The following is a 22,218-nucleotide window of genomic DNA, read 5'->3' as shown; positions in this document are numbered from 1 at the left end:
CCGATCGGAGTTTCTGCGTTTCGGTCAACTACTGTAAGAGTTACAGTAACATCCCCGCCGATCACGCGAATGCGCTTCGACAGATGGGACCCGCGGATGGACGGCACACCGGCGCGCCGGCGGGCACTGGTGCTCGGCGCGAGCGGAAATGTGGGTGCCGCGGTGGTGCGGCGGCTGGTGGCCGAGGGTGATGACGTCCGGGTCCTGTTGCGCCGCAGCAGTTCCACCCGAGGCATCGACGGGCTCGACGTGGAACGGCGGTACGGCGACATCTTCGACACCGAGGCGGTCGAGGCGGCAATGGACGACCGGGACGTGGTCTTCTACTGCGTCGTCGACACCAGGGCGCACCTGGCAGACCCGGCACCACTGTTCGCGACCAACGTCGAGGGTCTGCGTGGCGTTCTGGAGATCGCGGTGCGGGCGGAGCTGCGACGCTTCGTGTTCCTGAGCACCATCGGGACCGTCGCCGTCGGCGTGAACGGCGAGACGGTCGACGAGGACACACCGTTCAACTGGAGCGGCAAGGGCGGCCCGTACATCGAGTCCCGGCGCCAGGCGGAGGACCTCGTACTGCGCTACGCGCGTGAGCGTGGTCTGCCGGCGGTGGCGATGTGCGTGTCGAACCCGTACGGCCCGCCGGATTGGCAACCCAGGCAGGGCGCCCTGGTCGCGCTGGTCGCGTTCGGCAAGATGCCCTGCTACATCCGCGGCGTCGGGGCCGAAGTGGTGGACATCGACGACGCCGCCCAGGCCCTCGTGCTGGCCGCCGACCGCGGCCGGACCGGTGAGCGGTACATCGTCTCCGAGCGCTTCATGACCCAGCGCGAGATGTTCACGATCGCGGCCGAGGCGGTGGGTGCGAAGCCACCCCGGTTCGGTGTGCCGATGGCGCTCGTCCATCTCGCGGCGGCGATCGCGGGTGCGTCGAACCGGCTGTTGCGCACCGACTTCCCGGTCAACCCCGCCTCCGCCCGGTTGATCGCGCTGACCTCACCCGCCGACCACGGCAAGGCGACCAGGGACCTCGGCTGGCGGCCCGGCCCCACCGCGGAGGCGATCCGCCGCGCGGCGCGATTCTACGTCGAGCGCCGCGACCGCAACGAGCAGGTGATCGCCCTGTGACCGAGGCCTCGCGCGTCGAGGTGCTGGTCGTGGGCGCCGGGTTCTCCGGTCTCTGTGCCCTGCACCGGTTGCGTGAACTGGGCGTGCGGACCCTGGTGGTGGAGCGGGCGGACGGCGTCGGGGGCACCTGGTTGGTGAACCGCTACCCCGGGGCGCGGTGCGACATCGAGAGCATCGAGTACTCCTACAGCTTCTCCGCGGAGATCGAGCAGGAGTGGGAGTGGACCGAGACCATGCCGGCCCAACCCGAGATCGAGGCGTATCTGAACTTCGTGGCCGACCGCCTCGATTTGCGTCGCGACATCGAGTTCGACACAGAGATCGTGTCGATGACGTTCGACCAGGACACCGCCGAATGGACGCTGGAGACGGCGGCAGGCGCCCGCTACGTCGCGCCGTTCGTCGTCGCCGCGACCGGCATCCTGTCCGTACCCCTCGAACCCGACATCGCGGGCATGGACACGTTCGGCGGCACCTCACTGTTCACCGGCCGCTGGCCCCGCGACGGTGCCGACCTGCGCGGGAAGCGGATCGGGGTGATCGGCACCGGGTCCACCGGGGTGCAGATGATTCCCGTCGTGGCACGCGAAGCCGACGAGTTGGTGGTGTTCCAACGGTCGCCGGCGTACACGCTGCCCTGGCAGGTCCGCCCATTCGCACCCGGCGAGCTGGCCGAGCTCAAATCCCGCTACGGCGAGATCCGTGCGGCCCAGCGCGCACACCCGGTGGGAGCGGCCCGGCTCAGTGCCTTCTCGGTGCTGCTCGACATGCTGGTCCGCCCGCCGCTGAAGAGCGCCTCGGCCGAGGAGCGGCGCCGGGCGGTCGACGAGCACGGCGTCATGGGCGCGCTGAACTGGGGCGATGTCTTCTTCGACATCGAGGCCAACCGGATGGCCGCCGAACTCTACGGTGAGGCGGTGGCCCGCATCGTGCGTGATCGGCAGACGGCGGCCGCCCTGGTGCCCACCCACCCGTTCGCGTGCAAGCGGCCGATCATCGACCAGGGCTATTACGAGACGTTCAACCGGGACAACGTCACGCTGGTCGACCTGCGCCGAGGCGCGATCCGTTCCGTGACACCCTCGGGCATCGACACCGAGCAGGGCCACTACGGCCTCGACGTCATCGTGTACGCGACAGGATTCGACGCCATGACCGGTGCCCTGAGCCGCATCGACGTCCGCGGGCGCGACGGGGTGCTGTTGCGCGACGTGTGGGCCGCCGAAGGGCCGGTGTCCTACCTCGGGTTGCAGGTCGCCGGCTTCCCCAACCTGTTCACCGTCCAGGGGCCCGGAAGTCCCAGCGCGGCAACCAACTTCGTGGCCGCGCTCGAACAGCACGTGGACTGGATCGTGGACTGCCTGACCTATATGCGCGCTCACGGTCACCGCACGATCGAGGCACTGCCCGATGCGCAGACCCAGTGGATCGAACACACCACCGCCCTGGTGGCGCCGACCGTGCTGGTGCATCCGTCGTGCAACTCCTGGTACAACGGCGGGAACGTCCCCGGCAAGAAACGGATGTACATGGGCTACACCGCCGGACTACCCGAGTACCGCCGGCGCTGCGACGAGATCGCCGCCGCGGGATATTCCGGATTCACGCTGGGATGAGCTCCCTCGACCGCGTTCGGCGGACGGTCGCCGATGTCGCCGGGGTGCTGCCGCGCGCCCACCGCGAAGTGGCGAGGTCGGGCCGTGCGGTGTTCTCTCCGAACGGGATACGGCGACTGGGGGAGGTGGCTCTCGACGAGATGGCGCTGACCGGGATGACGCTCACCGGCCCCGGACCGGCCCTCGTGAGATCGACGGACGCGTGCGGGGCGGCAGCGGAGGAACTGGCGGCACTCGGCATCGAACGTGCGCATGCGGAACCAACCCCGCTGCGGGTGCGTTCGTCGTCGCGCCGGCGGTTCGGCCGGCTGCGCTACGAGCGGATCAGTTTCGACCACGACCCGGCGCTGCCACCGACCCTCGTCGATGCCGGGCTCGCCGGTACGGCCACCGCCGCGGTGCACCTGATCCGCGACGGCGACGAACCGCGGCCGTGGCTGGTGTGGATTCACGGCGCCGGCCAAGGCCAACCGTTGGACCTGGTGCTCTCCCGAGCCGCGCGGGTGCAGCGCGACCTCGGGTACAACATCGCCCTCCCCATCCAGCCGGGCCACGGAGCGCGCAGATCCCAGTGGCCGCCGTACCCGAACATGGACCCACTGGGCAACGTCGCAGGCATGATGCGCGCCGTCTCCGAGGTGCGGGCCCTCGTGCGGTGGCTGGTGCCGCAGTCCACTGTTCTTGCCGTGTCCGGTGTCTCGATGGGCAGTCCGGTCGCCGCGCTGGTCTCGCACTTCGAGAGAACGGTCGACGCCGTCGCGGTGTTCACGCCGATCTTCGGCCTCAACGCGATGATCGCCCACCACCTGAGCCGGTGGGGACCTTCCGCGGACGCCACCGCGGAGGTCTTGACCTCCGGCCCCGTGGCCGCGATGTCGTCGGTGGTGGATCTGCTGGCGGTCCAGCCCGCGCCGCCGCCCGAACGCCGGCTCATCGTCGGCGCCTGGCACGATCGCATGGCGATGCGCGCACCGGCCGAGGAACTGCACCAGCGGTGGGGCGGCGAACTGTACTGGCACGACGGCAGCCATGTCGGCCACATCCTCTCCGGCCGGGTGCAGCGGGTTTCCGAACGCTTCCTCCGTCGGGTGTCCCGGGAGGTGACATGACGCGGACCGCCCGCCACGTCGTCGAGCTCTATAACCTGACGGTGTGGAACAAGCGTGACTTCGCGCTCGCCGACGAACTGCTGGGCCGCACCGTGATTCGGCACGGTGTGGGGGAGGCGACGACACTCACCCACGAGCAGGCGGTGCGGCGGATCGTCGACCACTGGGAGATGTTCGACACCGTGCGGTTCGAGCTCAACCTCGTGGTCGCCGGCGACGACGGTGAACACGTCGCGATCGTCTACCAGTCGCCGATGACCCTGAAGGACGGGACGCAGACGACGATCGGCAGCATGGAGGTGTTCCGCGTCGTCGACGGCAGGATCACCGAGGTCTGGAACTGTGGCTACAAACAAGGGGTCTGGCATTGACTGAGGGCACACTCGACGAGCTCGGCTACTACCTGCTGGCCGGGGCGGGCGGCGACGGACCCGCCACCCTGATGGACGAGGCGCGGCGCGGCGAGCAGCTCGGCTTCGGGACGGCGTTCATCTCCGAACGCTGGAACGTCAAGGAGGCGTCGTCGCTGGTCGGTGCCGCGTGCGCGGTGACCGAGCGGATGCAGATCGCCACCGCGGCAACCAATCACAACACCCGTCACCCGTTGATCACCGGATCGTGGGCGACGACCATGCACCGGCTGTCCGGCGGGCGGTTCACCCTCGGCATCGGCCGCGGCATCGGCGCCATCTACGGCGCCTTCGGCATCCCGGCCGTCACGACCGCGCAGATGGAGGACTTCGCGCAGGTGATGCGCCGCCTGTGGCAGGGTGAGCTGATCTTCAACCACGACGGGCCGCTCGGCAAGTACCCGGTGCTGTTCCTCGACCCGGACTTCAAAGAGGACATCAGGCTGGCCCTGGTCGCCTTCGGGCCGCAGACACTCGCGCTCGGCGGGCGTGCCTTCGACGACGTCATCCTGCACACCTACTTCACCCCCGAGACGCTGCAGCGGTGCGTGAAGACCGTGAAGGACGCCGCGGAGCGGGCGGGGCGCGATCCGGCCAACGTGCGGGTGTGGTCGTGCTTCGCCACGGTCGGCGATCACCTGCCCGAGGAGTTGCGGCTGAAGAAGACCGTCGCCCGGCTCGCCACTTACCTGCAGGGCTACGGCGACCTGCTGGTCAAGACCAACGACTGGGATCCCGCAGTGCTGCAACGGTTTCGGGAGGACGAGGTGGTGACCTCCATTCCCGGCGGGATCGACCACAAAGCCACACCCCAGCAGATCGAACACATCGCGACGCTGATCCCCGGCGAATGGCTGGCCCCGGCGGCGACCGGGTCGGCCCAGCAGTGCGTCGAGCGGATCCGCAAGGAGTTCGACTACGGCGCCGATGCGCTGATCATGCACGGGGCGACACCCGACGAACTCGCGCCGATCGTCGAGGCCTACCGCCGCTCATGAGCGATTTCGGCGTGCGTGGTCGCGCCCAGCGCGACTGAGCACGCCGAAATCACTACGGCATGATGAAGGTGCGGCTGACCGGTTCGGCGACGGCCTGCCTGCTGAAGACGCCGTGCTGTAGCGCCACGAGCAACCGGTCACGGGTCTCGACCGGTGAGATGAGTTCGTCGAATCCGAGGTGCCCGGCCGAGCGGTAGCTGGCCTCCAGCTCCATGGTCTTGAGGACCTCGGCGTAGTCCTCTCCCGCGTGGGTCGCCCGGCTCATCGCCGCGGCGCTCATCGCACCCATGGTGGCGCCGGGATAGGCGAACGTGGCCACCTGATTGTCGAAACCCAACAGGGACATGGCCATCGAACCGAACCCGAATGCCTTGCGCAGCGTCACATGCAGCTTGAGGGTCGAGGCGGCGGTCTGGGCGGCGAACATCCGGGCGCCGCTGCGCAGCACCCCGCTGCGCTCGGACCGGCTGCCCGGCAACATCCCGGGATTGTCGGCCAGGAACACGATGGGCAGGTGGAACGAGTCGGCGACCATGATGAAGTGCGCGGCCTTGTCCGCGGCATCGGAGTCGATGGAACCCGCCATCACCTGCGGCTGGTTCGCCACCACCGCGACCGGGAAACCGCCCAGATGTGCCAGCGCGCAGATGATCGCCCGACCGAACCGAGGTTGCACCTCGAACCAGTCCGGCCGGTCGAAGACGACGTCGAGCACCGTTCGCATGTCGTAGATGTGGCGGTTGTCGCGCGAGACGATTCCGAGGAGTTCGGGCGTGGGGCGCGGGTCGGCGGTGCCGTCGGCGAGCCGGGTGGGCGGATACGACCACGCGCTCGACGGGAAGTACGACAGGTACCGGCGGATGTCGTCGATCACGGTCTCGTCGTCCTCGGCGTCGTTGTGGATTACCCCGCTGGCCAGCGCCACCCCGGGACCGCCCAGATTCTCCTTCGAGATCTCCTCTCCGGTGGACTCTTTGACCACGGGAGGGCCGGCGGTGAAGATCGCGCCACCGGCACTCATGATGGTGAAGTCGCACACCGGCGCGACCAGCGCACCGTGGCCGGCGGACGGCCCCAGCACCGCCGACACCGTCGGCACCTTCCCGGAGCACTGCGCCTGCACGATGAGGTCGGTCGGCGTGCGCCCGTAGTGTTCGCCACTGGGCCGGAACCCCGCTCCTTCCAGCAGCATGACCATCGGAACCTTGTTGCGCAGCGCCAATTCCGCGAGCCGGTACCGCTTCGCGTTGCCTCCCGGCCCGATACTGCCCGCGAGCGTCGTGAAGTCCTCGGCACCGACCATCACCGGTGTGCCGCCGATGCGGCCCGACCCCGCCACGATCCCGTCGGCCGCGATGTCGCCGCCGACCAGGGTGCCGAATTCACAGAACGTGTCCGGGTCGAGCAGGCGGGCGATGCGCGCTCGGGCATCGAGTCTGCCCTTGCCGTGGTGTCTGGCCACCCGCTCGGGCCCGCCCATACCGTGCGCGTGCGAGCGGCGACGGTCGAGATCCTCGAGCGTCTCCTGCCAATCCTGGGCGTCCGTCATGGGGCGGTCCTCACTCGCGGTCGTTGACCTTACTGAATTGCTTACTGTAGCGTCATCGCCCATGGGTGACGGTGTGACGCCCGGCCTCAGGATCGACCGGGGCATCCCCAGCGAACTCGCTCGAGTGCCCGAGGCCGCCGCCGCCGTAGAAGGCCAGGGTTACGACGGATGCTGGACCGGGGAGATCAACCACGACCCGTTCCTGCCGCTGCTGCTGGCCGCCGAACACACGACGCGGCTGGAGATCGGCACGAGCATCGCGGTGGCGTTCGCGCGAAACCCGATGACCGTGGCCAACATCGGGTGGGATCTGCAGGCGTACTCCCGCGGTCGGTTCATCCTCGGCCTGGGCACCCAGGTCCAGCCACACATCGAGAAGCGCTTCTCCATGCCCTGGGGTCACCCGGTGCGGCAAATGCGGGAGTTCGTCACCGCACTGCACGAGATCTGGTCGTGCTGGCACGAGGGCACACCGCTGCGGTTCGAAGGGGATTTCTACACCCACAAGATCATGACCCCGATGTTCACACCCGAACCGCACCCTCACGGCGTCCCCAGGATCTTCATCGCCGCGGTCGGTGAGGCGATGACCCGGATGTGCGGTGAAATCGCCGACGGGCTGCTGGCGCACGCGTTCACCACCAAGCGCTATCTCGACGAGGTCACCACACCGGCACTGCTCGACGGCTTGACCCGAAATGTCCGCAGTCGCAGAGACTTCCAGGTTTCCTGTCCGGTCTTGGTGGTCACGGGGGAGACCGCCGAGGACATCGAGGCGGCCGCGGTCGCCACGCGCAAACAGCTGGCGTTCTACGGGTCGACACCCGCCTACCGCGCGGTCCTCGAGCTGCACGGCTGGGGCGATCTGCACACCGAACTGCACCGGTTGTCCCGGCACGGCGAATGGGACGCGATGGGAACGCTGATCGACGACGACGTCCTGGCCGCCTTCGCCGTCGTCGCGCCCCTGGCGACCGTCGCGCAGAGGCTGCGCGACCGCTGCGACGGCGTGATCGACCGCGTGCTGCCCGCCTTCCCGGCCGCCGTTGCCGACGACGCCGTCGCCACGGTCCTGCGCGAACTGCGCGACCTGACCGCCGCCGAGAGGAGCCACCCGTGAGCACCCCGATCATCGACGAGGCCGCGAGGGTTTTCGCCACGCCCTCGGCCTACACCGACGAAACCGCACTGCACGCCGCGCTGACCCACCTTCGTGCCCACGCGCCGGTGTCGTGGGTCGACGTCGACGGCTACCGGCCGTTCTGGGCGGTCACCAAGCACGCCGACATCATGGCCGTCGAACGCGCGAACAACCTGTTCACCAACTGCCCACGACCCGTGCTGATGACGGCGGAGTCCGATGAGCTGCAGGCGGGCGCGGGGATCAGCACACTGATCCACCTCGACGATCCGCGGCACCGCGTGGTGCGGGCCATCGGCGCCGACTGGTTCCGCCCGAAGGCCATGCGCGAGATGAAGATCCGCGTCGACGAACTGGCGAAGCGGTACGTCGACCACATGCTGGCCATCGGACCGGAGTGCGACTTCGTCCAGGAGGTCGCCGTCAACTTCCCGCTCTACGTGATCATGTCGCTGCTCGGCGTGCCCGAGTCCGACTTTCCCCGCATGCTGCGCTACACCCAGGAGCTGTTCGGCAACGACGACGACGAATTCAGCCATGGCGCCACCAAAGAGGAGCAGCTCGGCGTGCTGCTCGACATGTTCGGATACTTCAACGAACTGACCGCGGCCCGCCGCGCCGAGCCCACCACCGACCTCGCGTCGGCCATCGCCAACGCCGCTGTCGACGGCGAGCCGCTGTCCGACATCGACACGGTGTCCTACTACGTGATCGTCGCGACCGCCGGGCACGACACCACCAGCGCCACCATCTCCGGTGGACTGCACGCCCTGATCGAGCATCCGGACCAACTGCAGCGGCTACGTGACGATCCGGGACTCATGGCGACGGCCACCGAGGAGATGATCCGCTGGGTCACCCCGGTCAAGGAGTTCATGCGCACCGCGCAGGCCGACACCGAGGTCCGCGGAATTCGCGTCAAGGCGGGGGAGTCGGTGCTGCTGTCCTACCCGTCGGCCAACCGGGACGAGGACGTCTTCGACGAACCGTTCACCTTCGACGTCGGTCGTGATCCCAACAGGCACATCGCGTTCGGCCACGGCGTGCACTTCTGCCTCGGTGCGGCACTGGCCCGCATGGAGGTCACCAGCTTCTTCACCGAGTTGATCCCGCGGCTGCGGTCGGTCGAACTCGCCGGCCGGCCAGAACACGTGGCGACCACATTCGTCGGCGGGCTGAAGCACCTGCCGATCCGATACATCCTGTCCTGAATCAGCAGCAGCGCGCGCCCGGGTTGGCGTCGGCCGCCGCATGCCTCATCCGCCAGTACTCCCGCTCGCTGAGCACCGGCTCGCCCGGATGGGTGCGCCGCCGGTGCTCGACGTAGCGGGCGTAGTGGTTGTCACCCATCAATGAGCCGACGTACCAACGGATCTGGTGTGCGACGGCGACAACGCGTCCCATTGCTTCTGCACCTCCTTCTCCCGCGCGGTGGTGTGCAGCCCGGAGGGCCCGAAGATGCGTGACGGCAGCGGCTCGTCCTCGGTGGTCGGCGGCGCGGTGCCGCGCAGTGCGCGCACCGCCATGATCACTCCCGCCGCGAAGACGATCACCACCAGCACGGCGAACACGATGGACAGCGTGCCCTGGATGAACGTGTTGCGAATGACGTCGTTCATCTGGTCGGGGTTCTTGGCCGCGCCGAACGCCTCCTTGCCCTGCGCCAGCGCCGATTTGTACTGGAAGTGCTGCGTCCAGTAGCCGACCTTCGGGTCGCCGGAGAAGATCTTCTGCCATGAGGCGGTCAACGTGATGACCAGATCCCACAGCAGCGGGATGCCCGGCACCCACGCCCATTGCACGAGGCCCTTCTTCAGCACGACCACGGTGACGACGGTCAGCGCGATCGCGGCGAGCAGCTGGTTGGCGATGCCGAACAGCGGGAAGAGTGTGTTGATGCCGCCGAGCGGGTCGGTGACGCCCATCAGCAGGATGCTGCCCCACGCGGCCACCACGATCAGGCTGCAGGCCCAGGCGCCGATGCGCCAGCTCGGATCCTTCAGCTTGCGCAGCGGCCCACCGAGATTCGACAGCCCGTCCGACAGCATGAACCGCGCCACCCGGGTGCCGGCGTCGACGGTGGTGAGGATGAACAGCGCCTCGAACATGATCGCGAAGTGGTACCAGAAGGCCTTGAGCGTATCGCCGCCGAAGACACTGCTCAGCACCTCGGACATCCCGAACGCCAGCGTGGGCGCCCCACCGGTCCGCGAGACGATGGACTGCTCGCCGACGCTCGCCGCGGCCTGGTCGATCTCCTCCGGGGTGATCGGCGCGCCGGAAAGGCCCAGCCCGTTGACGTATTCCGCCGCGGTCGCTGCCGTACCACCGGTCTGTGCGGCGGGGGCGTTGAGCGTGAAGTACAGGTGCTGGTTGAGGATCGCCGCGGTGATGAGGGCCATGATCGCCACGAACGACTCGGTCAGCATGCCGCCGTAGCCGATCAGCCGCATCTGGCTTTCCTTCTCCAGCAGCTTCGGCGTGGTGCCCGAGGAGATCAGCGAATGGAAGCCCGACAGCGCGCCGCACGCGATCGTGATGAACAGGAACGGGAACAGCGACCCCGCGAAGACCGGACCCGTGCCGCTGGTGGCGAACTGGGAGATGGCGGGCGCCTCCATCACCGGGCGGGCGATGAGGATGCCGATCGCCAGCAGCGCGATCGTGCCGACCTTCATGAACGTCGACAGGTAGTCGCGCGGGGCGAGCAGGAACCACACCGGCAGGACCGACGCGGCCAACCCGTAGGCGATGATGCACCAGCTCAACGCCACCGGCGACAGGTCGAACCACGATGCGCCCCATGAGGTGTGGGACACCCAGTTGCCCGAGGCGACGGCCAGCAGCAGCAGCGCCACGCCGATCACCGACACCTCGGACACCCGTCCCGGGCGCAGGAAGCGCAGGTAGACGCCCATGAAGATCGCGATCGGAATCGTCATCGCGATGGAGAACACGCCCCACGGGCTCTGCGCCAGTGCTTGGACGACCACCAGGGCCAGCACGGCCAGCAGGATGACCATGATGACCAGCACGCCGACGATCGCGGCGGCGCCACCGACGGCGCCCAGTTCGTCGCGGGCCATCTGGCCCAGCGAGCGGCCCCGGCGGCGCGTCGAGATGGACAGGACCAGGTAGTCCTGCACACAGCCGGCGAAGACCGCGCCGATGATGATCCAGATGGTGCCGGGCAGGAATCCCATCTGCATGGCGAGAACCGGACCGACCAGCGGGCCGGCACCGGCGATGGCGGCGAAGTGGTGGCCGAACAGTACCCGGCGGTCGGTCGGCACGTAATCCGTGGCGTTCTCGAAAAGCTCGGCGGGCGTGGCGTTGTCGTCGCGGGGTTTGACGATCTTCATCTCGATCAGCCGCGCGTAGAAGCGAAACGCCACCACGTAGGTGCAGATGGCGGCGATCACGAACCAGACGGCGTTCACCGTCTCACCGCGGAAGAAGGCGATCACCGCCCAGGCGATCGCACCGATCAGTGCGATGAGCCCGAAGACGACCTTGTGTCTGGTCGTGATCGGGGACCGGTCGATGATCGCCACCGGCGGCAGATCTCGATCCGTGCGGATATAGGTGACGTCGCCGTCCGTCTCCTCGAAGCGCTCGGATGGTGCGGCGGTGGGTGTGGCCACGGTCTCTCCCTCGATGGCGCGACAGTGTCAGATGCCTGTGGTGATCCTTGCACCGACATGATCGGCGATGCGTCGAATCCCTGCTTTCGTGGGTCAGGCGCGTTCGTAGAACTCGCGCACGCTGTCGACGGTGTCGGCCTCGGCCGGCGACTTGTCGTCACGATAACGAAGGACGCGCGCGAACCGCAGAGCCATTCCCCCGGGGTAGCGTGTCGAGCCCTGCACCCCGTCGAACGCGATCTCGACCACCTGCTCGGGGCGCACCCTGACCACGTACCCGTCCGTCGGACCGTCGGCCAGCTCGAGGAATCGGGTGGTCTGCCAGTCGAGCATCGCGTCGGTCATCCCCTTGAACGTCTTGCCGAGCATGACGAAACCCCCGGTCGCGGGGTCGCGCGCGCCGAGGTGGATGTTGGAGAGTTTGCCGGTGCGCCTGCCGTTGCCCCACTCCACGGCCAGGACGACGAGATCGAGGGTGTGGACCGGTTTGACCTTCAACCACCCCGCCCCGCGGCGGCCGGCCTCGTAGGGCGCCGTGGGCGACTTGGCCATCACCCCTTCGTGGCCCGCGGCCAGCGTCGCGTCGAGGAAGTGCTGTGCGGCGGCGCCGTCGCCGGTGACGAGCCGGTCGACGCGGTGCGCGGCGGGGACCAGGTCGTCGAGCACCCGGACACGTTCGAGGGTCGGCAGGTCGAGCAGGTCGGTGCCGTCGACGTGTAGCAGGTCGAACACGAACACCGACAGCGGCTGGGTGGCACGGGAGGCGGCGCGCCCGAACCGCGAGGCGGTGACCTGGAAGCGGTGCGGACGCCCGTCGGGGCGCAGCGCGATCGCCTCGGCGTCGGCGATGAGGTCGGTGACCGGCAGGGCGAGCGCCGCCTCGACGACCTCGGGTAGGCGTTCGGTGACGTCGTCCAGCGAGCGGGTGTACACCGAGACGTCCGACCCGGTGCGGTGGATCTGGACGCGGGCGCCGTCGAGTTTGGCCTCGAACACCGCCGACCCGCCCAGCCGTTCCAGTGCGTCGGCGACACCGGTCGCGGTCTGGGCGAGCATCGGTCCGACCGGTCGGCCCGCCCGCAGCGTGAACTGCGCGAGTCCCGCATCGCCGGCGGTGAGCGCGGCGGCCGCGACCGCGGGCAGGTCGCCGGCGAGCATCGCCGCACGCCGCACCCCGGTGGCAGGCACACCGGCCGCCTTGGCGACCGCGTCGGCCATCACCCCGATCAGCGCGCCCTGGCGCAGCTCTCCGGTCAGCAGGCGGCGCAGGAAGGTCTGCTCGACCGCCGTGGCCGCGGCGAACAACTGGGCGATCAGGTTCGCCCGGCGGAGCTGGGACCCTTTCCCGGAGACGGCGCCGATCTCCGAGAACGCCGCGTCGACCGCGGGCACCGTCAGCGTCGGTGTGTCGCCCGGCGCGGGAAGGGAACGCAGCGCCGCCCACCCCACACCGATCTGGCGCTGGGGCAGCTCACCGGACAGCCACGCCACGGTCACCGCGATCTGGCGGGCGTCCTGCTCGGCGCCCGCGCGGCTCAGCAGTTCGGCGATGCGGGCGGTCTTGGCCAGCCGGGACGACGTCGCGCCGACATCAGCTGAGGCGGTGGCGACATCGACGAGCAGCACACGTCGAGAATGGCATGCGGCGGCGACGGGTGCGAGCGTGCGCAAACTACCGGTGTCGGCGCGGCGCGCCGGGTGCAGACACGCACCGTCGCGGAGACTAGGTGACGTTGAAGACGATGCTGTGCCAGCCCGTCGCGCCGTCGGGCACCGGGTCGGCGCGGTCGGGCGTCTGCACGGTGCCGGTGTTGTCGGTGGCGCGCACGGTGATCGTGTGCAGACCCGGCTCGCGGGCCTGCCAGTCGATGCTCCACAGCCGCCAGGTGTCGTTCGAGTAGCTCGCGCCCAGTTCGGCGGGCTGCCAGTCGCCTTGACCGCCGGGTGGGTCGATGCGTACCTCGACGGCGCGCACACCGCGGTTCTGCGCCCACGCCACCCCGCCGAAGGTGACCGGTCCGGCTGTGACCTCGCCGCCGCTGCGCGGGACGTCGATCCGTGATTCGGTCTTGATCGGCCCGCGCTCCGACCACCCCAGCTTCGTCCAGTACGCCTGTGCGCGGTCGAACCGGGTCAGCTCCAGGTCGACGACCCACTTGGTGGCCGACACGTAGCCGTAGAGGCCGGGCACCACCAGCCGGGCCGGGTAGCCGTGTTCGGTGGGCAGTGGCTCGCCGTTCATCCCGACCGCCAGCAGCGCATCGCGGGAATCGGTCAGCGCCTCGACGGGCGTACCCGCGGTGAAACCGTCGTGGGAGGTCGACAGCACCATATCGGCGTCGGAGTGAATGCCCGCTTGCGCCAACAGGTCTCGCACTCGGTAGCCCGTCCATGTGGCGTTGGAGATGAGGTTCCCGCCCACCGGGTTGGACACACACGTCAACGTGACGACCTTCTCGACCGCCTCGAAGCGCTCCAGATCGTCGAAGCCGTAGGTGATCTCGCGGTCGACCATGCCGTGTATGCGCAACCGCCACTGGTCGCGGGCGACCTGCGGCACGCTCAGCGCCGTGTCGATGCGGTAGAAGTCGGCCGTCGGCGTGACGAACGACGGCAGCCCGCCGCCGCTGGGCTGGACCGCCGGCGGGATCGGAGGCGCGGCCACGTCGACGCGCGGCAGCGTGAACGCGGTGCGGTCGTTCGACACCGAGGCGGCCCGCCGCGACAGCGCCGCCCCGGTCGCCCCCGCGACACCGCCTGCCGCGAGCACCCCCAACGCGGCCAGCGACAGCCGCCGCCCGCGGTCGACGTCCCCGCCGGCCGTCTCGGGTGCGTCGGTGATCCGTCCGGACAGCAGGAACTGCAGCACCGCCACCCCGCACACGGTGCCGGCGAGCGCCGGGATGACATCGGCCGCATGAGCGCCGGCGCGGGACAGGACGGCCGCGCAGCCCAGGAGGCCGCCTGCCACGATCACGACGCTGCCCACCGGCAACTTCCGGGTCTGCAGGGCGGCGCCCGCCGCGGCGAGCACCGCGATCACCGCCAGCACCAGTACGGACAGCACCAGTTTGTCGGCCATCCCGAAGGTCGTGATCGCCCACTCCTTGACCGGACCCGGGGTCGCGTCGATGACCGCGGAGCCGACGGCGGTGCGGGCATCGGCCTGCGGGCCGAACGGCACCGCCACCAACTCGGTGACACCCACCGCGACGGCAGCGGCGGCGATTCCGCACCAGGCGCGGGTGGGACGCGGGAGGCCGGCCATGGTCGCCAAGGTAGTCAGTTCGCGCACCCGAAAGCCTTACCGAACGCTGACGTCGGCTAGGTTCCTTTACAGTCCGACCGCAAAGTGGAAAGGGAACTAGATGGAGATCGAGGGCAAGAAGGCCGTCATCGTCGGGGGTGCCTCCGGTTTCGGCCGTGCCACCGCCGAGGCGCTGACCAAGCGGGGCGCCACCGTCGCCGTGCTCGACCGGCCGCAGTCCAAGGGCCAGGAGGTGGCCGACGAGCTCGGCGCGACGTTCTACCCGGTCGACGTCATGGATTTCGCGGGCACCGAGCAGGTCCTGGCCCAGGCGGTCGAGGCCCTCGGGGGTCTCCATGTCGCGGTCACCACCGCCGGCGGCGGCTCGGCCATGCGGACGCTGGGCAAGAACGGGCCGCACGACCTCGACGTGTTCCGTCAGGTGCAAGACCTCAACACCGTCGGCACCTTCAACATCAGCAGGCTCGCCGCCGAGCACATGAGCAAGAACGAGCCGGAGGACGACGAGCGCGGCGTCATCATCAACACCTCCTCGATCGCCGCATTCGAGGGCCAGATCGGTCAGGTCGCGTACACCGCGTCGAAGGCGGCCATCGCCGGGATGTGCCTGACCATGGCCCGTGACCTCGGCAGCCTGGGCATCCGGGTGCTCGCGATCGCCCCCAGCCTGTTCGCCACCGGGTTGACCGAGGGCATCCCCGACGAATTCGCCGCCCAGCTGACCAAGGACGCCGCGTTCCCCAAGCGGCTCGGCCGCCCCGAGGAGTACGCCAAGCTCGCCGTGGCGATCGTTGAGAACGCGATGCTCAACGGACAGTGCATCCGGCTCGACGCCGGGCAGCGGTTCGCGCCCAAGTAGGTGATTTCGGCGTGATCGGTCGCGTCAGCCGCGACTGATCACGCCGAAATCGCGATCGGCGGCCCGGGGCACCGCGGCCAGTGATCCCTGGCCGATCCACGCCGGCACCGCGCGACGGGCTTCCGCCGCGCCCGACACCGCGACGCTGCCGTCGAGCATCGCGCGCTGCCAACTGACGTCGCCGCGCCAGACCGCGGTCAGCGTGCGCAGGCTGGTCTGCACGGTGGCCGCCACGTCGTAGCCGGGGTCGACGTCGCAGACGTCGGCCTGCCCGTCGGCGACCACCAGCCACCACCGTGCCGCGCGCGCATCCGCCCCCTCGAGGCGGAACGCCAGCGTGGTGCGGGTGTCCGGCCACTCGGCGACCGGGATCGTCCTCCGCATATCCCACATCAGCAGGTGCGGGTCGAGGTCCTCGTCGCCGAGCTCGCCGATCCAGCGCACCCCCCAGGTGCCGAGCGCCTCGACCACCGCGGCGAGCTCCTGCCCACGCGCGGTGAGCGAATAGCCTGTGCGCCCGTCGATCTCGCTACGTTCCACCACCCCGGCGCGGGTGAGTGACTTCAGCCGTTTCGACAGCAGGGCGGGCGACATCTTCGGCACGCCGCGGCGCAACTCATTGAAATGTGTACTACCAAGCAGCAATTCGCGGACGACCAGAAGCGTCCACCGTTCGTCGAGCAGCTCCATGGCCTTGGCCACGGGACAGAATTGGCCGTAACCCGACATCGGCGTACCTCCTGGTCGGTCGCATCGCCATCGTCCCGCAGATCGGGTCACCAGTACAGATCTGGAACTGGAATCGCCGCGGGTGCGGGAGTGACGATGTGTGCACCGAACAAGGAGGACGCCATCATGAGCAGCGACACCGCCACCGTCGACGACGGGCAACTGGCCGCGCGGCACCGGTCCATGTGGGCATCGGGAGACTATCCGAAACTCGCGGCGGAACTCGTCGCACCGCTGGGACCGGTTCTGGTCGAGGCCACCGGTATCGGGCCCGGCGATCGGGTGCTCGACGTCGCCGCGGGAACGGGTAACGCCGCGATCCCCGCGGCCCGCACCGGTGCCACGGTCACGGCCAGCGACCTCACCCCCGAACTGCTGGAGCACGGCCGTACCGCCGCCGCGGAGCTGGGCGTCGACCTCGAATGGCGCGAAGCCGACGCACACGCATTGCCCTTCGCGGACAACGACTTCGACATCGTCATGTCGTGTATCGGGGTCATGTTCGCGCCGTACCATCAGCGCGCCGCCGACGAGCTGGTGAGGGTGTGCCGGCCGGGCGGCACCATCGGCCTGATCAACTGGACACCCGAAGGTCACATCGGGCGGCTGTTCGCCACCATGAAGCCGTACATGCCGCCCCCGCCCCCCGGCGCGCAACCGCCCCCGCTGTGGGGACGCGAAGAGCACGTCCGGGAGCTCTTCGGCGACCGCGTCGGCGAACTCACCGCGCAGCGCCGCACCCTGCCGGTGACGCACTTCGCCGACGGCGCCGAATTCCGCGACTACTTCAAGGCCATGTACGGCCCGACCATCGCCGCGTACCGCAATATCGCCGACGACGCGGAGCGGGTCGCGCAGCTCGATCGCGACATCGCCGCACTCGGTGACGAGCTGATGGACGGATCGTCGCGAATGGAGTGGGAGTATCTGCTGTTGACGGCGCGCAAGGCCTGACACCATGTCCGCATGCCCGACGCCGCGCAGCTTCCCACCCTGACCGACGCCGATGTGACCGCGCTGGTGCGCTGGGCACGGCGAGAGGGCCTCGGCGAGACGATCACCGACGTCGCACCGCTGACCGGCGGCACCCAGAACGTCGTCGTGCGATTGCACCTCGACGGACGGCCGATGGTGCTGCGTCGTCCGCCGGTGCATCCGCGTCCGACAAGTGACAAGACGATGCAACGCGAGATCGCCGTCCTGCGCACGCTCGCAGGCAGCTCCGTGCCGCATCCCGGGTTCATCGCCGGGTGCGAGGACCTCGAGGTGCTCGGCGTCGTCTTCTACCTGATGGAGGAGGTCGACGGGTTCAACCCCGGCAACGAGGTCGCCGAGGCCTATCGGCACGACCCCGACATGCGCCACCGCGTCGGCCTGTCGTACGCGGCGAGCCTCGCCCAGCTGGGCAACGTGCCGTGGCAGGGCAGCGAACTCGCCGCCATCAAGCGGCCGGGATCGTTTCTGGCGCGCCAGGTTCCGCAGTTCCTCCGATTGCTCGAGAGCTACCGCCACGAGCGGTATGCGCCCGAGTCGTTGTCCGGGGTCGCCGAGCTGGCCGAATGGTTGGAGGGCAACCGGCCGCCGGACGGTGAGCCGGGCATCATGCACGGCGACGCGCATCTGAACAACGTGCTGTTGCGCCGGGAGACACCCGAGCTGGCCGCATTCATCGACTGGGAGATGTGCACGATCGGCGATCCACTGCTGGACCTCGGCTGGATGCTGATCTGCTGGCCGCACGACCCGAACCCCATCGACGCCGGAAAGGAGCTGGCCGCACTCGGCGGACTCGCCGGCAGGGGCGAATTGCTCGACGCCTACGCGGCGGCGGGAGGACGGCAGACGACCGCGCTGTCGTGGTATCTGGCGATGGCCTGCTTCAAGCTCGCCGTCGTGATCGAGGGGACGTGGTCGCGCTTCCTGGCCGGCCGGGCCAACCGCGAGGCCGGCGAGCGATTGCACAGCTCGGCGACGAACCTGATCGACCTCGGCATGCGCGTCGCCAAAGGTGAAGACCCCTTCATGTGACCGCTCAGCGGTAGGTGTCGACGCCGAGTTTGACCGCCAGCGCCACCCCGGCCAGACCGATGAGGACCCGCAGTGGGCCTGCGGGCGCATGACGGACCACCACCGGGCCCAGCCGGGACCCGAGCAGGCAGCCGGCGCCCAGCGGGATGACCGCCAGCCAGTGCACCGGCGCGGCCACCGCGAACACCAGTGCGGCAGCGGTGTTGGCGACCCCCAGCACGACATTCTTGCCCGCGTTGGCGTGCGCGAGCGTATTGCCGCCCGTGGTGAGGAGCAGCGCCAGCAACAGCACGCCGGCCGCGGCGCCGAAGTAGCCGCCGTAGACACAGATGGCCAGGATCGCGGCGGATTCCCACAGCCCGGCGCTGGGTCGGCGTCCGGGGTGCGCCGGGGCGGCACGGCGGGGCAGCAGGATCACGACCGCCGAACCGCCCAGCAGGATCGGCACGACCTTCTCGAACCCCTCGGCAGGCGTCGACAGCAGCAACACGGCGCCGGCCACCCCGCCGAGCCCCGCGGCGGGGACGATGCGCAGCAGCCACGCGGCCTGGCCTCTCAGTTCCGGCCGCGACCCAAGCACCGAACCGACACCGTTGAACACCAGCGACACCGTGTTCGTGACGTTGGCCGCCACCGGCGGCAGCCCGGCGAGCAACAGTGCGGGATAGGTGGCCACGGACGCCAGGCCGGCGATGCTGCCGGTGAGTCCGCCGAGGATGCCGGCGGCGAGCAGCAGACCGATATCGGGCCAATGCATTGCGTCGACACTAGTGCCGACGGTGCGGCCGCCCGCGCCGAGAATGCGATTGCGCCGTCCCCGCGGCGGGGTCTAGCATCGTCGGCGTGCCAAGGCGACTCGTAGTAGCAACCCGCAGCGGGGTCTGATCTCGACCGACCCCTCGCTGTGGGTCGTTGCTACACCGTCGGTCACCTCCTCCACGAGAAGACCGGCACATGATCACCACCTCGCCATCACCGGCATTGACGTCCACTGCCAGCGAGATCGCACCGCACGGGGTCACCCGGCCGACGTTCGCATCAGTCCTGCCTGCCCCGCTGCCCCGCGGTTTGCGTAAGGAGGCCGACGAGATGACCCTGGACGCATTCCTCGACGAGTACGCCCCGACGACGGGCCCGCTGCGGCTCGGCCAGTGGACGTGTACCGACGGCGACCGCCCCGCGGGCCGGCTGGGCCCGCAGGCGCGCACCTATCAGGCCACGCTCGCGTTCGGTGACCGGATCAGCACCGCGACGGCGGCGGCGTGCGGCCCGGTCGCGGCGCTGACCGCGATGCTCTACGACCAGGGCATCGCCGTGGAGACCGTCGCCTTCCACCAGATCCCCGCCGGCGCGCACACCGCGACCTTCATCCGCGGGTCCGACGGCATGCGCACCGAATGGGCGATGGGGTGGTCCGACGACGCCACTCAGTCGGCGCTTCGAGCGGTCATCGCCTGCGCCAACCGGCTGCTCACCGCCTGAGCCGCCGGTCAGCGCAACGGGCGCAGCACGATCGGCATACCGTCCATCGGCACCGGCATGCCCGCGTAGTCCAGCTTCGAGACGTAACCGGGGCGTGGCGGCTCCAGGCGGTAGCGGCGCAGCAGCCGGTGCATCACGGTCTTGATCTCCAGCTGGCCGAACACCATGCCGATGCACTTGTGCGCTCCGCCGCCGAACGGCGCGAACGCGTACCGGTGCCGCTTGTGTTCGTTGCGCGGTTCGGCGAAGCGCGCCGGATCGAACTTCTCGGGATCGGTCCACAACTCCGGCAGGTGATGGTTCACCGACGGCCAGGTCACCACGTTCGTGTTGGCCGGCAGGTAGTGGCCCAGCAGCTCGGTGTCACGTACGGTCTGACGCACGTTGAACGGCAGCGGCGTCACCAGGCGCAGCGCCTCGTTCATCACCAGGTCGAGGGTCTCGAGCTTCTCCAGCGCCTCGATGTCGAGCGGACCGTCGCCCAGACGCTCGGACTCCTCGCGGCAGCGCTCCTGCCACTCCGGATTGCGCGACAGGTGGTAGGCCATCGTCGTCAGCGTGGAGGTCGAGGTGTCGTGGGCCGCCATCATCAGGAAGATCATGTGGTTGACGATGTCCTGGTCGGAGAACGTGTTGCCGTCCTCGTCAGCGGTGTGACACAGCACCGTGAGCATGTCGGTGCCGTCCGAACCGCGCTTCTCCTTGACCCGTGCCTCGAAGTAGTCGTCGAGGACCTTGCGCGCCTGCAGCCCACGCCACCACTTGAACGGCGGCAGTGCCGTGCGGATGATGGCCCCGCCGGCCCGGGTCGTCATCGTGAACGCGTCGTTGACCTTGGTGACGAGTTCCTTGTCGGTCCCCGGCTCGTGGCCCATGAACACCACCGAGGCGATGTCGAGCGTCAGTTCCTTGACGGCTGGATAGAACAGGAACCGCGGGTCGTTCTCCACCCAGTCGCCGGCGATCACCTGGGAGGCGACGCGGTCGATGTGCTCGACGTACCCGGTCAGCCGGCTGCGGGTGAAGGCCTCCTGCATGATCCGGCGGTGGTACATGTGCTCATCGAAGTCGAGCATCATCAGACCCCGGTTGAAGAACGGGCCGATGACCGGATGCCAGCCGCGCTGCGAGAAGTCCTTGTTCTTGTTCGAGAAGACGGCCTGGGTGGCGTCGGGCCCGAGGGCGACGACCGCGGGCAGAGCGGGGGAGTACGCGTAGTGCAGCGGACCGTAGGTCTTGTACACCTGGAGCAGATAGTCCGGGCCGCCGCGGAACGTCTCGATCATGTGGCCGAGCACCGGAAGACCCGAATCACCCATCACCGGCTTGAGTCCGCTGCCCGCCGGTGGCTCGGCCAGCACGAACTGCTTCCACTCGTTGTTCTCCAGCCTGGTGCGCAACCGCTTCTCTACGGCTCCCATCCCGGGGATGGTGTTCAGCGTCGGCGTGAACCGCCGCCTGGCCTGGTCGAGCAGATAATCCGGGGTGCTGATGGTCGCCATCTGAACGCTCCTGCTGGTCACAACGCTGTGGTGGACGTCACCTCCTGCACATCCTGACCAACACACTTGACGCATGTCAAGTTTTGTTCTGGCGTGCCGCGGTGCCAAGGTTTAATGTCATGACCGCCGAATCGGCCACGCCCGAGATCCGCCGCAGCCGCGGTGACCGGCAACGCGACGCGATCGTCGGCGCGGTCCGCGAGCTACTCCAGGAGCGGCCGTTCGCCGACCTGTCGGTGAGCACGATCAGCGAAAGGGCCGGCGTCGCCCGTTCCGGGTTCTATTTCTACTTCGACTCCAAGTACGCGGTGCTGGCCGTGATCGTCGCCGACGCCATGGCCGAACTCGACAAACTGACCCACGACTTCGCGCCGCGCGAAGCCGGCGAATCCCCGTCGGATTTCGCCGAGCGCATGGTCGGCTACGCCGCCGCCGTGTTCGCCAGCAACGACCCGATCATGCGGGCGTGCAAGCTGGCGCAGAGCACCGACGCGCAGATCCGCGAGATCATGAACGACTTCGAGGACACCGTCATCGACAAGATCGTCGGGCTGGTGCGTCAGGACGAGGGCGCCCGGCCGATCTCCGACGACCTGCCCGCGCTGGTGCGGATGCTGACCGCCACCACGTCCATGACGCTGACCCAGGACAGTGCCTTCGTCGGCCGCGGGGACGACCCGGCACGTGCGGTCGAGGTGGTCGAGCGGCTCTGGCTGTACGCCCTGTGGGGTGGTTCCGACCTGCGTGAGGGCTGAGCG

General features: G+C 69.1%; 20 protein-coding genes. 12 read left to right on the top strand and 8 right to left on the bottom strand.

What is annotated here, in order from left to right:
• The first annotated feature begins 96 nt into the window (after positions 1-96).
• The 5 genes from G6N30_RS12425 to G6N30_RS12405 are packed head-to-tail and all read left to right on the top strand — an operon-like array spanning position 97 to position 5,258.
• On the top strand, positions 97-1,125 hold the full coding sequence (locus G6N30_RS12425) for an NAD-dependent epimerase/dehydratase family protein (RefSeq protein ID WP_134053185.1): 1,029 nt from the start codon (positions 97-99) through the stop codon (positions 1,123-1,125).
• Positions 1,122-2,741, top strand: a complete 1,620-nt coding sequence (locus G6N30_RS12420; RefSeq protein ID WP_134053183.1) for a flavin-containing monooxygenase — start codon at positions 1,122-1,124, stop codon at positions 2,739-2,741. Before G6N30_RS12425 ends, G6N30_RS12420 begins: the two co-directional genes overlap by 4 nt.
• Complete coding sequence (locus tag G6N30_RS12415) at positions 2,738-3,850, top strand: alpha/beta hydrolase (RefSeq protein ID WP_134053181.1); 1,113 nt, start codon at positions 2,738-2,740, stop codon at positions 3,848-3,850. The genes G6N30_RS12420 and G6N30_RS12415 overlap by 4 nt, the downstream gene beginning before the upstream one ends.
• Entirely contained in the window at positions 3,847-4,221 is a 375-nt protein-coding gene (locus G6N30_RS12410; RefSeq protein ID WP_134053179.1) for a nuclear transport factor 2 family protein, read from the top strand. The genes G6N30_RS12415 and G6N30_RS12410 overlap by 4 nt, the downstream gene beginning before the upstream one ends.
• Positions 4,218-5,258, top strand: coding sequence for a TIGR03857 family LLM class F420-dependent oxidoreductase (locus G6N30_RS12405; RefSeq protein WP_166674582.1), 1,041 nt, complete (start codon positions 4,218-4,220; stop codon positions 5,256-5,258). Before G6N30_RS12410 ends, G6N30_RS12405 begins: the two co-directional genes overlap by 4 nt.
• A gap of 52 nt (positions 5,259-5,310) precedes the next feature.
• Here the strand turns inward: G6N30_RS12405 and G6N30_RS12400 are convergent, their stop codons facing one another.
• On the bottom strand, positions 5,311-6,807 hold the full coding sequence (locus G6N30_RS12400) for an acyl-CoA carboxylase subunit beta (protein WP_134053175.1): 1,497 nt from the start codon (positions 6,805-6,807) through the stop codon (positions 5,311-5,313).
• A gap of 61 nt (positions 6,808-6,868) precedes the next feature.
• Between G6N30_RS12400 and G6N30_RS12395 the strand changes: the two genes are divergently transcribed.
• The gene (locus G6N30_RS12395) at positions 6,869-7,927 is read left to right on the top strand and encodes an LLM class F420-dependent oxidoreductase (RefSeq protein WP_134053173.1); all 1,059 of its coding nucleotides are present in this window, start codon (positions 6,869-6,871) and stop codon (positions 7,925-7,927) included.
• A gap of 11 nt (positions 7,928-7,938) precedes the next feature.
• Positions 7,939-9,159 (top strand): cytochrome P450, encoded by a 1,221-nt coding sequence (locus tag G6N30_RS12390; protein ID WP_179965627.1) that lies wholly within the window; start codon positions 7,939-7,941, stop codon positions 9,157-9,159.
• Position 9,160: 1 nt separating this feature from the next.
• On the opposite strand, the gene G6N30_RS12385 is transcribed toward G6N30_RS12390, so the two are convergent.
• The 4 genes from G6N30_RS12385 to G6N30_RS12370 all read right to left on the bottom strand — a co-directional run bounded on the left by G6N30_RS12385 (position 9,161) and on the right by G6N30_RS12370 (position 14,860).
• Positions 9,161-9,352, bottom strand: a complete 192-nt coding sequence (locus tag G6N30_RS12385) for a YbdD/YjiX family protein (protein ID WP_134053169.1) — start codon at positions 9,350-9,352, stop codon at positions 9,161-9,163.
• Positions 9,298-11,592 carry a carbon starvation CstA family protein gene (locus tag G6N30_RS12380; RefSeq protein WP_134053167.1) on the bottom strand — a complete coding sequence of 765 codons (2,295 nt, stop codon included), beginning with the start codon at positions 11,590-11,592 and terminating at the stop codon, positions 9,298-9,300. The genes G6N30_RS12385 and G6N30_RS12380 overlap by 55 nt, the downstream gene beginning before the upstream one ends.
• A gap of 93 nt (positions 11,593-11,685) precedes the next feature.
• The gene (locus G6N30_RS12375) at positions 11,686-13,218 is read right to left on the bottom strand and encodes an ATP-dependent DNA ligase (protein WP_134053165.1); all 1,533 of its coding nucleotides are present in this window, start codon (positions 13,216-13,218) and stop codon (positions 11,686-11,688) included.
• Positions 13,219-13,315: 97 nt separating this feature from the next.
• Positions 13,316-14,860 carry a molybdopterin-dependent oxidoreductase gene (locus G6N30_RS12370; RefSeq protein WP_134053163.1) on the bottom strand — a complete coding sequence of 515 codons (1,545 nt, stop codon included), beginning with the start codon at positions 14,858-14,860 and terminating at the stop codon, positions 13,316-13,318.
• A 100-nt stretch (positions 14,861-14,960) separates the two neighbouring features.
• On the opposite strand from G6N30_RS12370, the gene G6N30_RS12365 reads away from it, so the two are divergent.
• Entirely contained in the window at positions 14,961-15,719 is a 759-nt protein-coding gene (locus G6N30_RS12365; protein WP_134053161.1) for an SDR family NAD(P)-dependent oxidoreductase, read from the top strand.
• A 24-nt stretch (positions 15,720-15,743) separates the two neighbouring features.
• Here G6N30_RS12365 and G6N30_RS12360 read toward each other — a convergent pair whose 3' ends face one another.
• Positions 15,744-16,448: a winged helix-turn-helix transcriptional regulator gene (locus tag G6N30_RS12360; protein ID WP_134053159.1), complete on the bottom strand. Its 705-nt coding sequence runs from the start codon at positions 16,446-16,448 to the stop codon at positions 15,744-15,746.
• A 126-nt stretch (positions 16,449-16,574) separates the two neighbouring features.
• Here G6N30_RS12360 and G6N30_RS12355 point away from each other — a divergent pair, with 126 nt between their 5' ends.
• Positions 16,575-17,402, top strand: a complete 828-nt coding sequence (locus G6N30_RS12355) for a class I SAM-dependent methyltransferase (RefSeq protein ID WP_134053157.1) — start codon at positions 16,575-16,577, stop codon at positions 17,400-17,402.
• Positions 17,403-17,414: 12 nt separating this feature from the next.
• The gene (locus G6N30_RS12350; RefSeq protein ID WP_134053155.1) at positions 17,415-18,476 is read left to right on the top strand and encodes a phosphotransferase family protein; all 1,062 of its coding nucleotides are present in this window, start codon (positions 17,415-17,417) and stop codon (positions 18,474-18,476) included.
• A 4-nt stretch (positions 18,477-18,480) separates the two neighbouring features.
• Here the strand turns inward: G6N30_RS12350 and G6N30_RS12345 are convergent, their stop codons facing one another.
• Positions 18,481-19,233 (bottom strand): sulfite exporter TauE/SafE family protein, encoded by a 753-nt coding sequence (locus G6N30_RS12345; RefSeq protein ID WP_134053153.1) that lies wholly within the window; start codon positions 19,231-19,233, stop codon positions 18,481-18,483.
• A gap of 197 nt (positions 19,234-19,430) precedes the next feature.
• On the opposite strand from G6N30_RS12345, the gene G6N30_RS12340 reads away from it, so the two are divergent.
• Positions 19,431-19,958, top strand: a complete 528-nt coding sequence (locus tag G6N30_RS12340; protein WP_134053151.1) for a 2-isopropylmalate synthase — start codon at positions 19,431-19,433, stop codon at positions 19,956-19,958.
• Between the two features lie 8 nt (positions 19,959-19,966).
• On the opposite strand, the gene G6N30_RS12335 is transcribed toward G6N30_RS12340, so the two are convergent.
• Positions 19,967-21,460 (bottom strand): cytochrome P450, encoded by a 1,494-nt coding sequence (locus G6N30_RS12335; protein WP_134053149.1) that lies wholly within the window; start codon positions 21,458-21,460, stop codon positions 19,967-19,969.
• A gap of 119 nt (positions 21,461-21,579) precedes the next feature.
• Between G6N30_RS12335 and G6N30_RS12330 the strand changes: the two genes are divergently transcribed.
• Positions 21,580-22,215, top strand: a complete 636-nt coding sequence (locus G6N30_RS12330; RefSeq protein ID WP_134053146.1) for a TetR/AcrR family transcriptional regulator — start codon at positions 21,580-21,582, stop codon at positions 22,213-22,215.
• The last annotated feature ends 3 nt before the right edge of the window (positions 22,216-22,218 follow it).

The sequence above is a fragment of the Mycolicibacterium litorale genome (assembly GCF_010731695.1).
GTDB lineage: Bacteria > Actinomycetota > Actinomycetes > Mycobacteriales > Mycobacteriaceae > Mycobacterium > Mycobacterium litorale.
This window is presented reverse-complemented; position numbering and strand designations above follow the sequence as displayed.

Coding starts and splice junctions, on each gene's coding strand:
- G6N30_RS12425 (WP_134053185.1), top strand. CDS start 97: ATGGACGGCACACCGGCGCGCCGGCGGGCACTGGTGCTCGGCGCGAGC.
- G6N30_RS12415 (WP_134053181.1), top strand. CDS start 2,738: ATGAGCTCCCTCGACCGCGTTCGGCGGACGGTCGCCGATGTCGCCGGG.
- G6N30_RS12410 (WP_134053179.1), top strand. CDS start 3,847: ATGACGCGGACCGCCCGCCACGTCGTCGAGCTCTATAACCTGACGGTG.
- G6N30_RS12400 (WP_134053175.1), bottom strand. CDS start 6,807: ATGACGGACGCCCAGGATTGGCAGGAGACGCTCGAGGATCTCGACCGT.
- G6N30_RS12395 (WP_134053173.1), top strand. CDS start 6,869: ATGGGTGACGGTGTGACGCCCGGCCTCAGGATCGACCGGGGCATCCCC.
- G6N30_RS12385 (WP_134053169.1), bottom strand. CDS start 9,352: ATGGGACGCGTTGTCGCCGTCGCACACCAGATCCGTTGGTACGTCGGC.
- G6N30_RS12370 (WP_134053163.1), bottom strand. CDS start 14,860: ATGGCCGGCCTCCCGCGTCCCACCCGCGCCTGGTGCGGAATCGCCGCC.
- G6N30_RS12365 (WP_134053161.1), top strand. CDS start 14,961: ATGGAGATCGAGGGCAAGAAGGCCGTCATCGTCGGGGGTGCCTCCGGT.
- G6N30_RS12360 (WP_134053159.1), bottom strand. CDS start 16,448: ATGTCGGGTTACGGCCAATTCTGTCCCGTGGCCAAGGCCATGGAGCTG.
- G6N30_RS12355 (WP_134053157.1), top strand. CDS start 16,575: ATGAGCAGCGACACCGCCACCGTCGACGACGGGCAACTGGCCGCGCGG.
- G6N30_RS12350 (WP_134053155.1), top strand. CDS start 17,415: ATGCCCGACGCCGCGCAGCTTCCCACCCTGACCGACGCCGATGTGACC.
- G6N30_RS12345 (WP_134053153.1), bottom strand. CDS start 19,233: ATGCATTGGCCCGATATCGGTCTGCTGCTCGCCGCCGGCATCCTCGGC.
- G6N30_RS12340 (WP_134053151.1), top strand. CDS start 19,431: ATGATCACCACCTCGCCATCACCGGCATTGACGTCCACTGCCAGCGAG.
- G6N30_RS12335 (WP_134053149.1), bottom strand. CDS start 21,460: ATGGCGACCATCAGCACCCCGGATTATCTGCTCGACCAGGCCAGGCGG.
- G6N30_RS12330 (WP_134053146.1), top strand. CDS start 21,580: ATGACCGCCGAATCGGCCACGCCCGAGATCCGCCGCAGCCGCGGTGAC.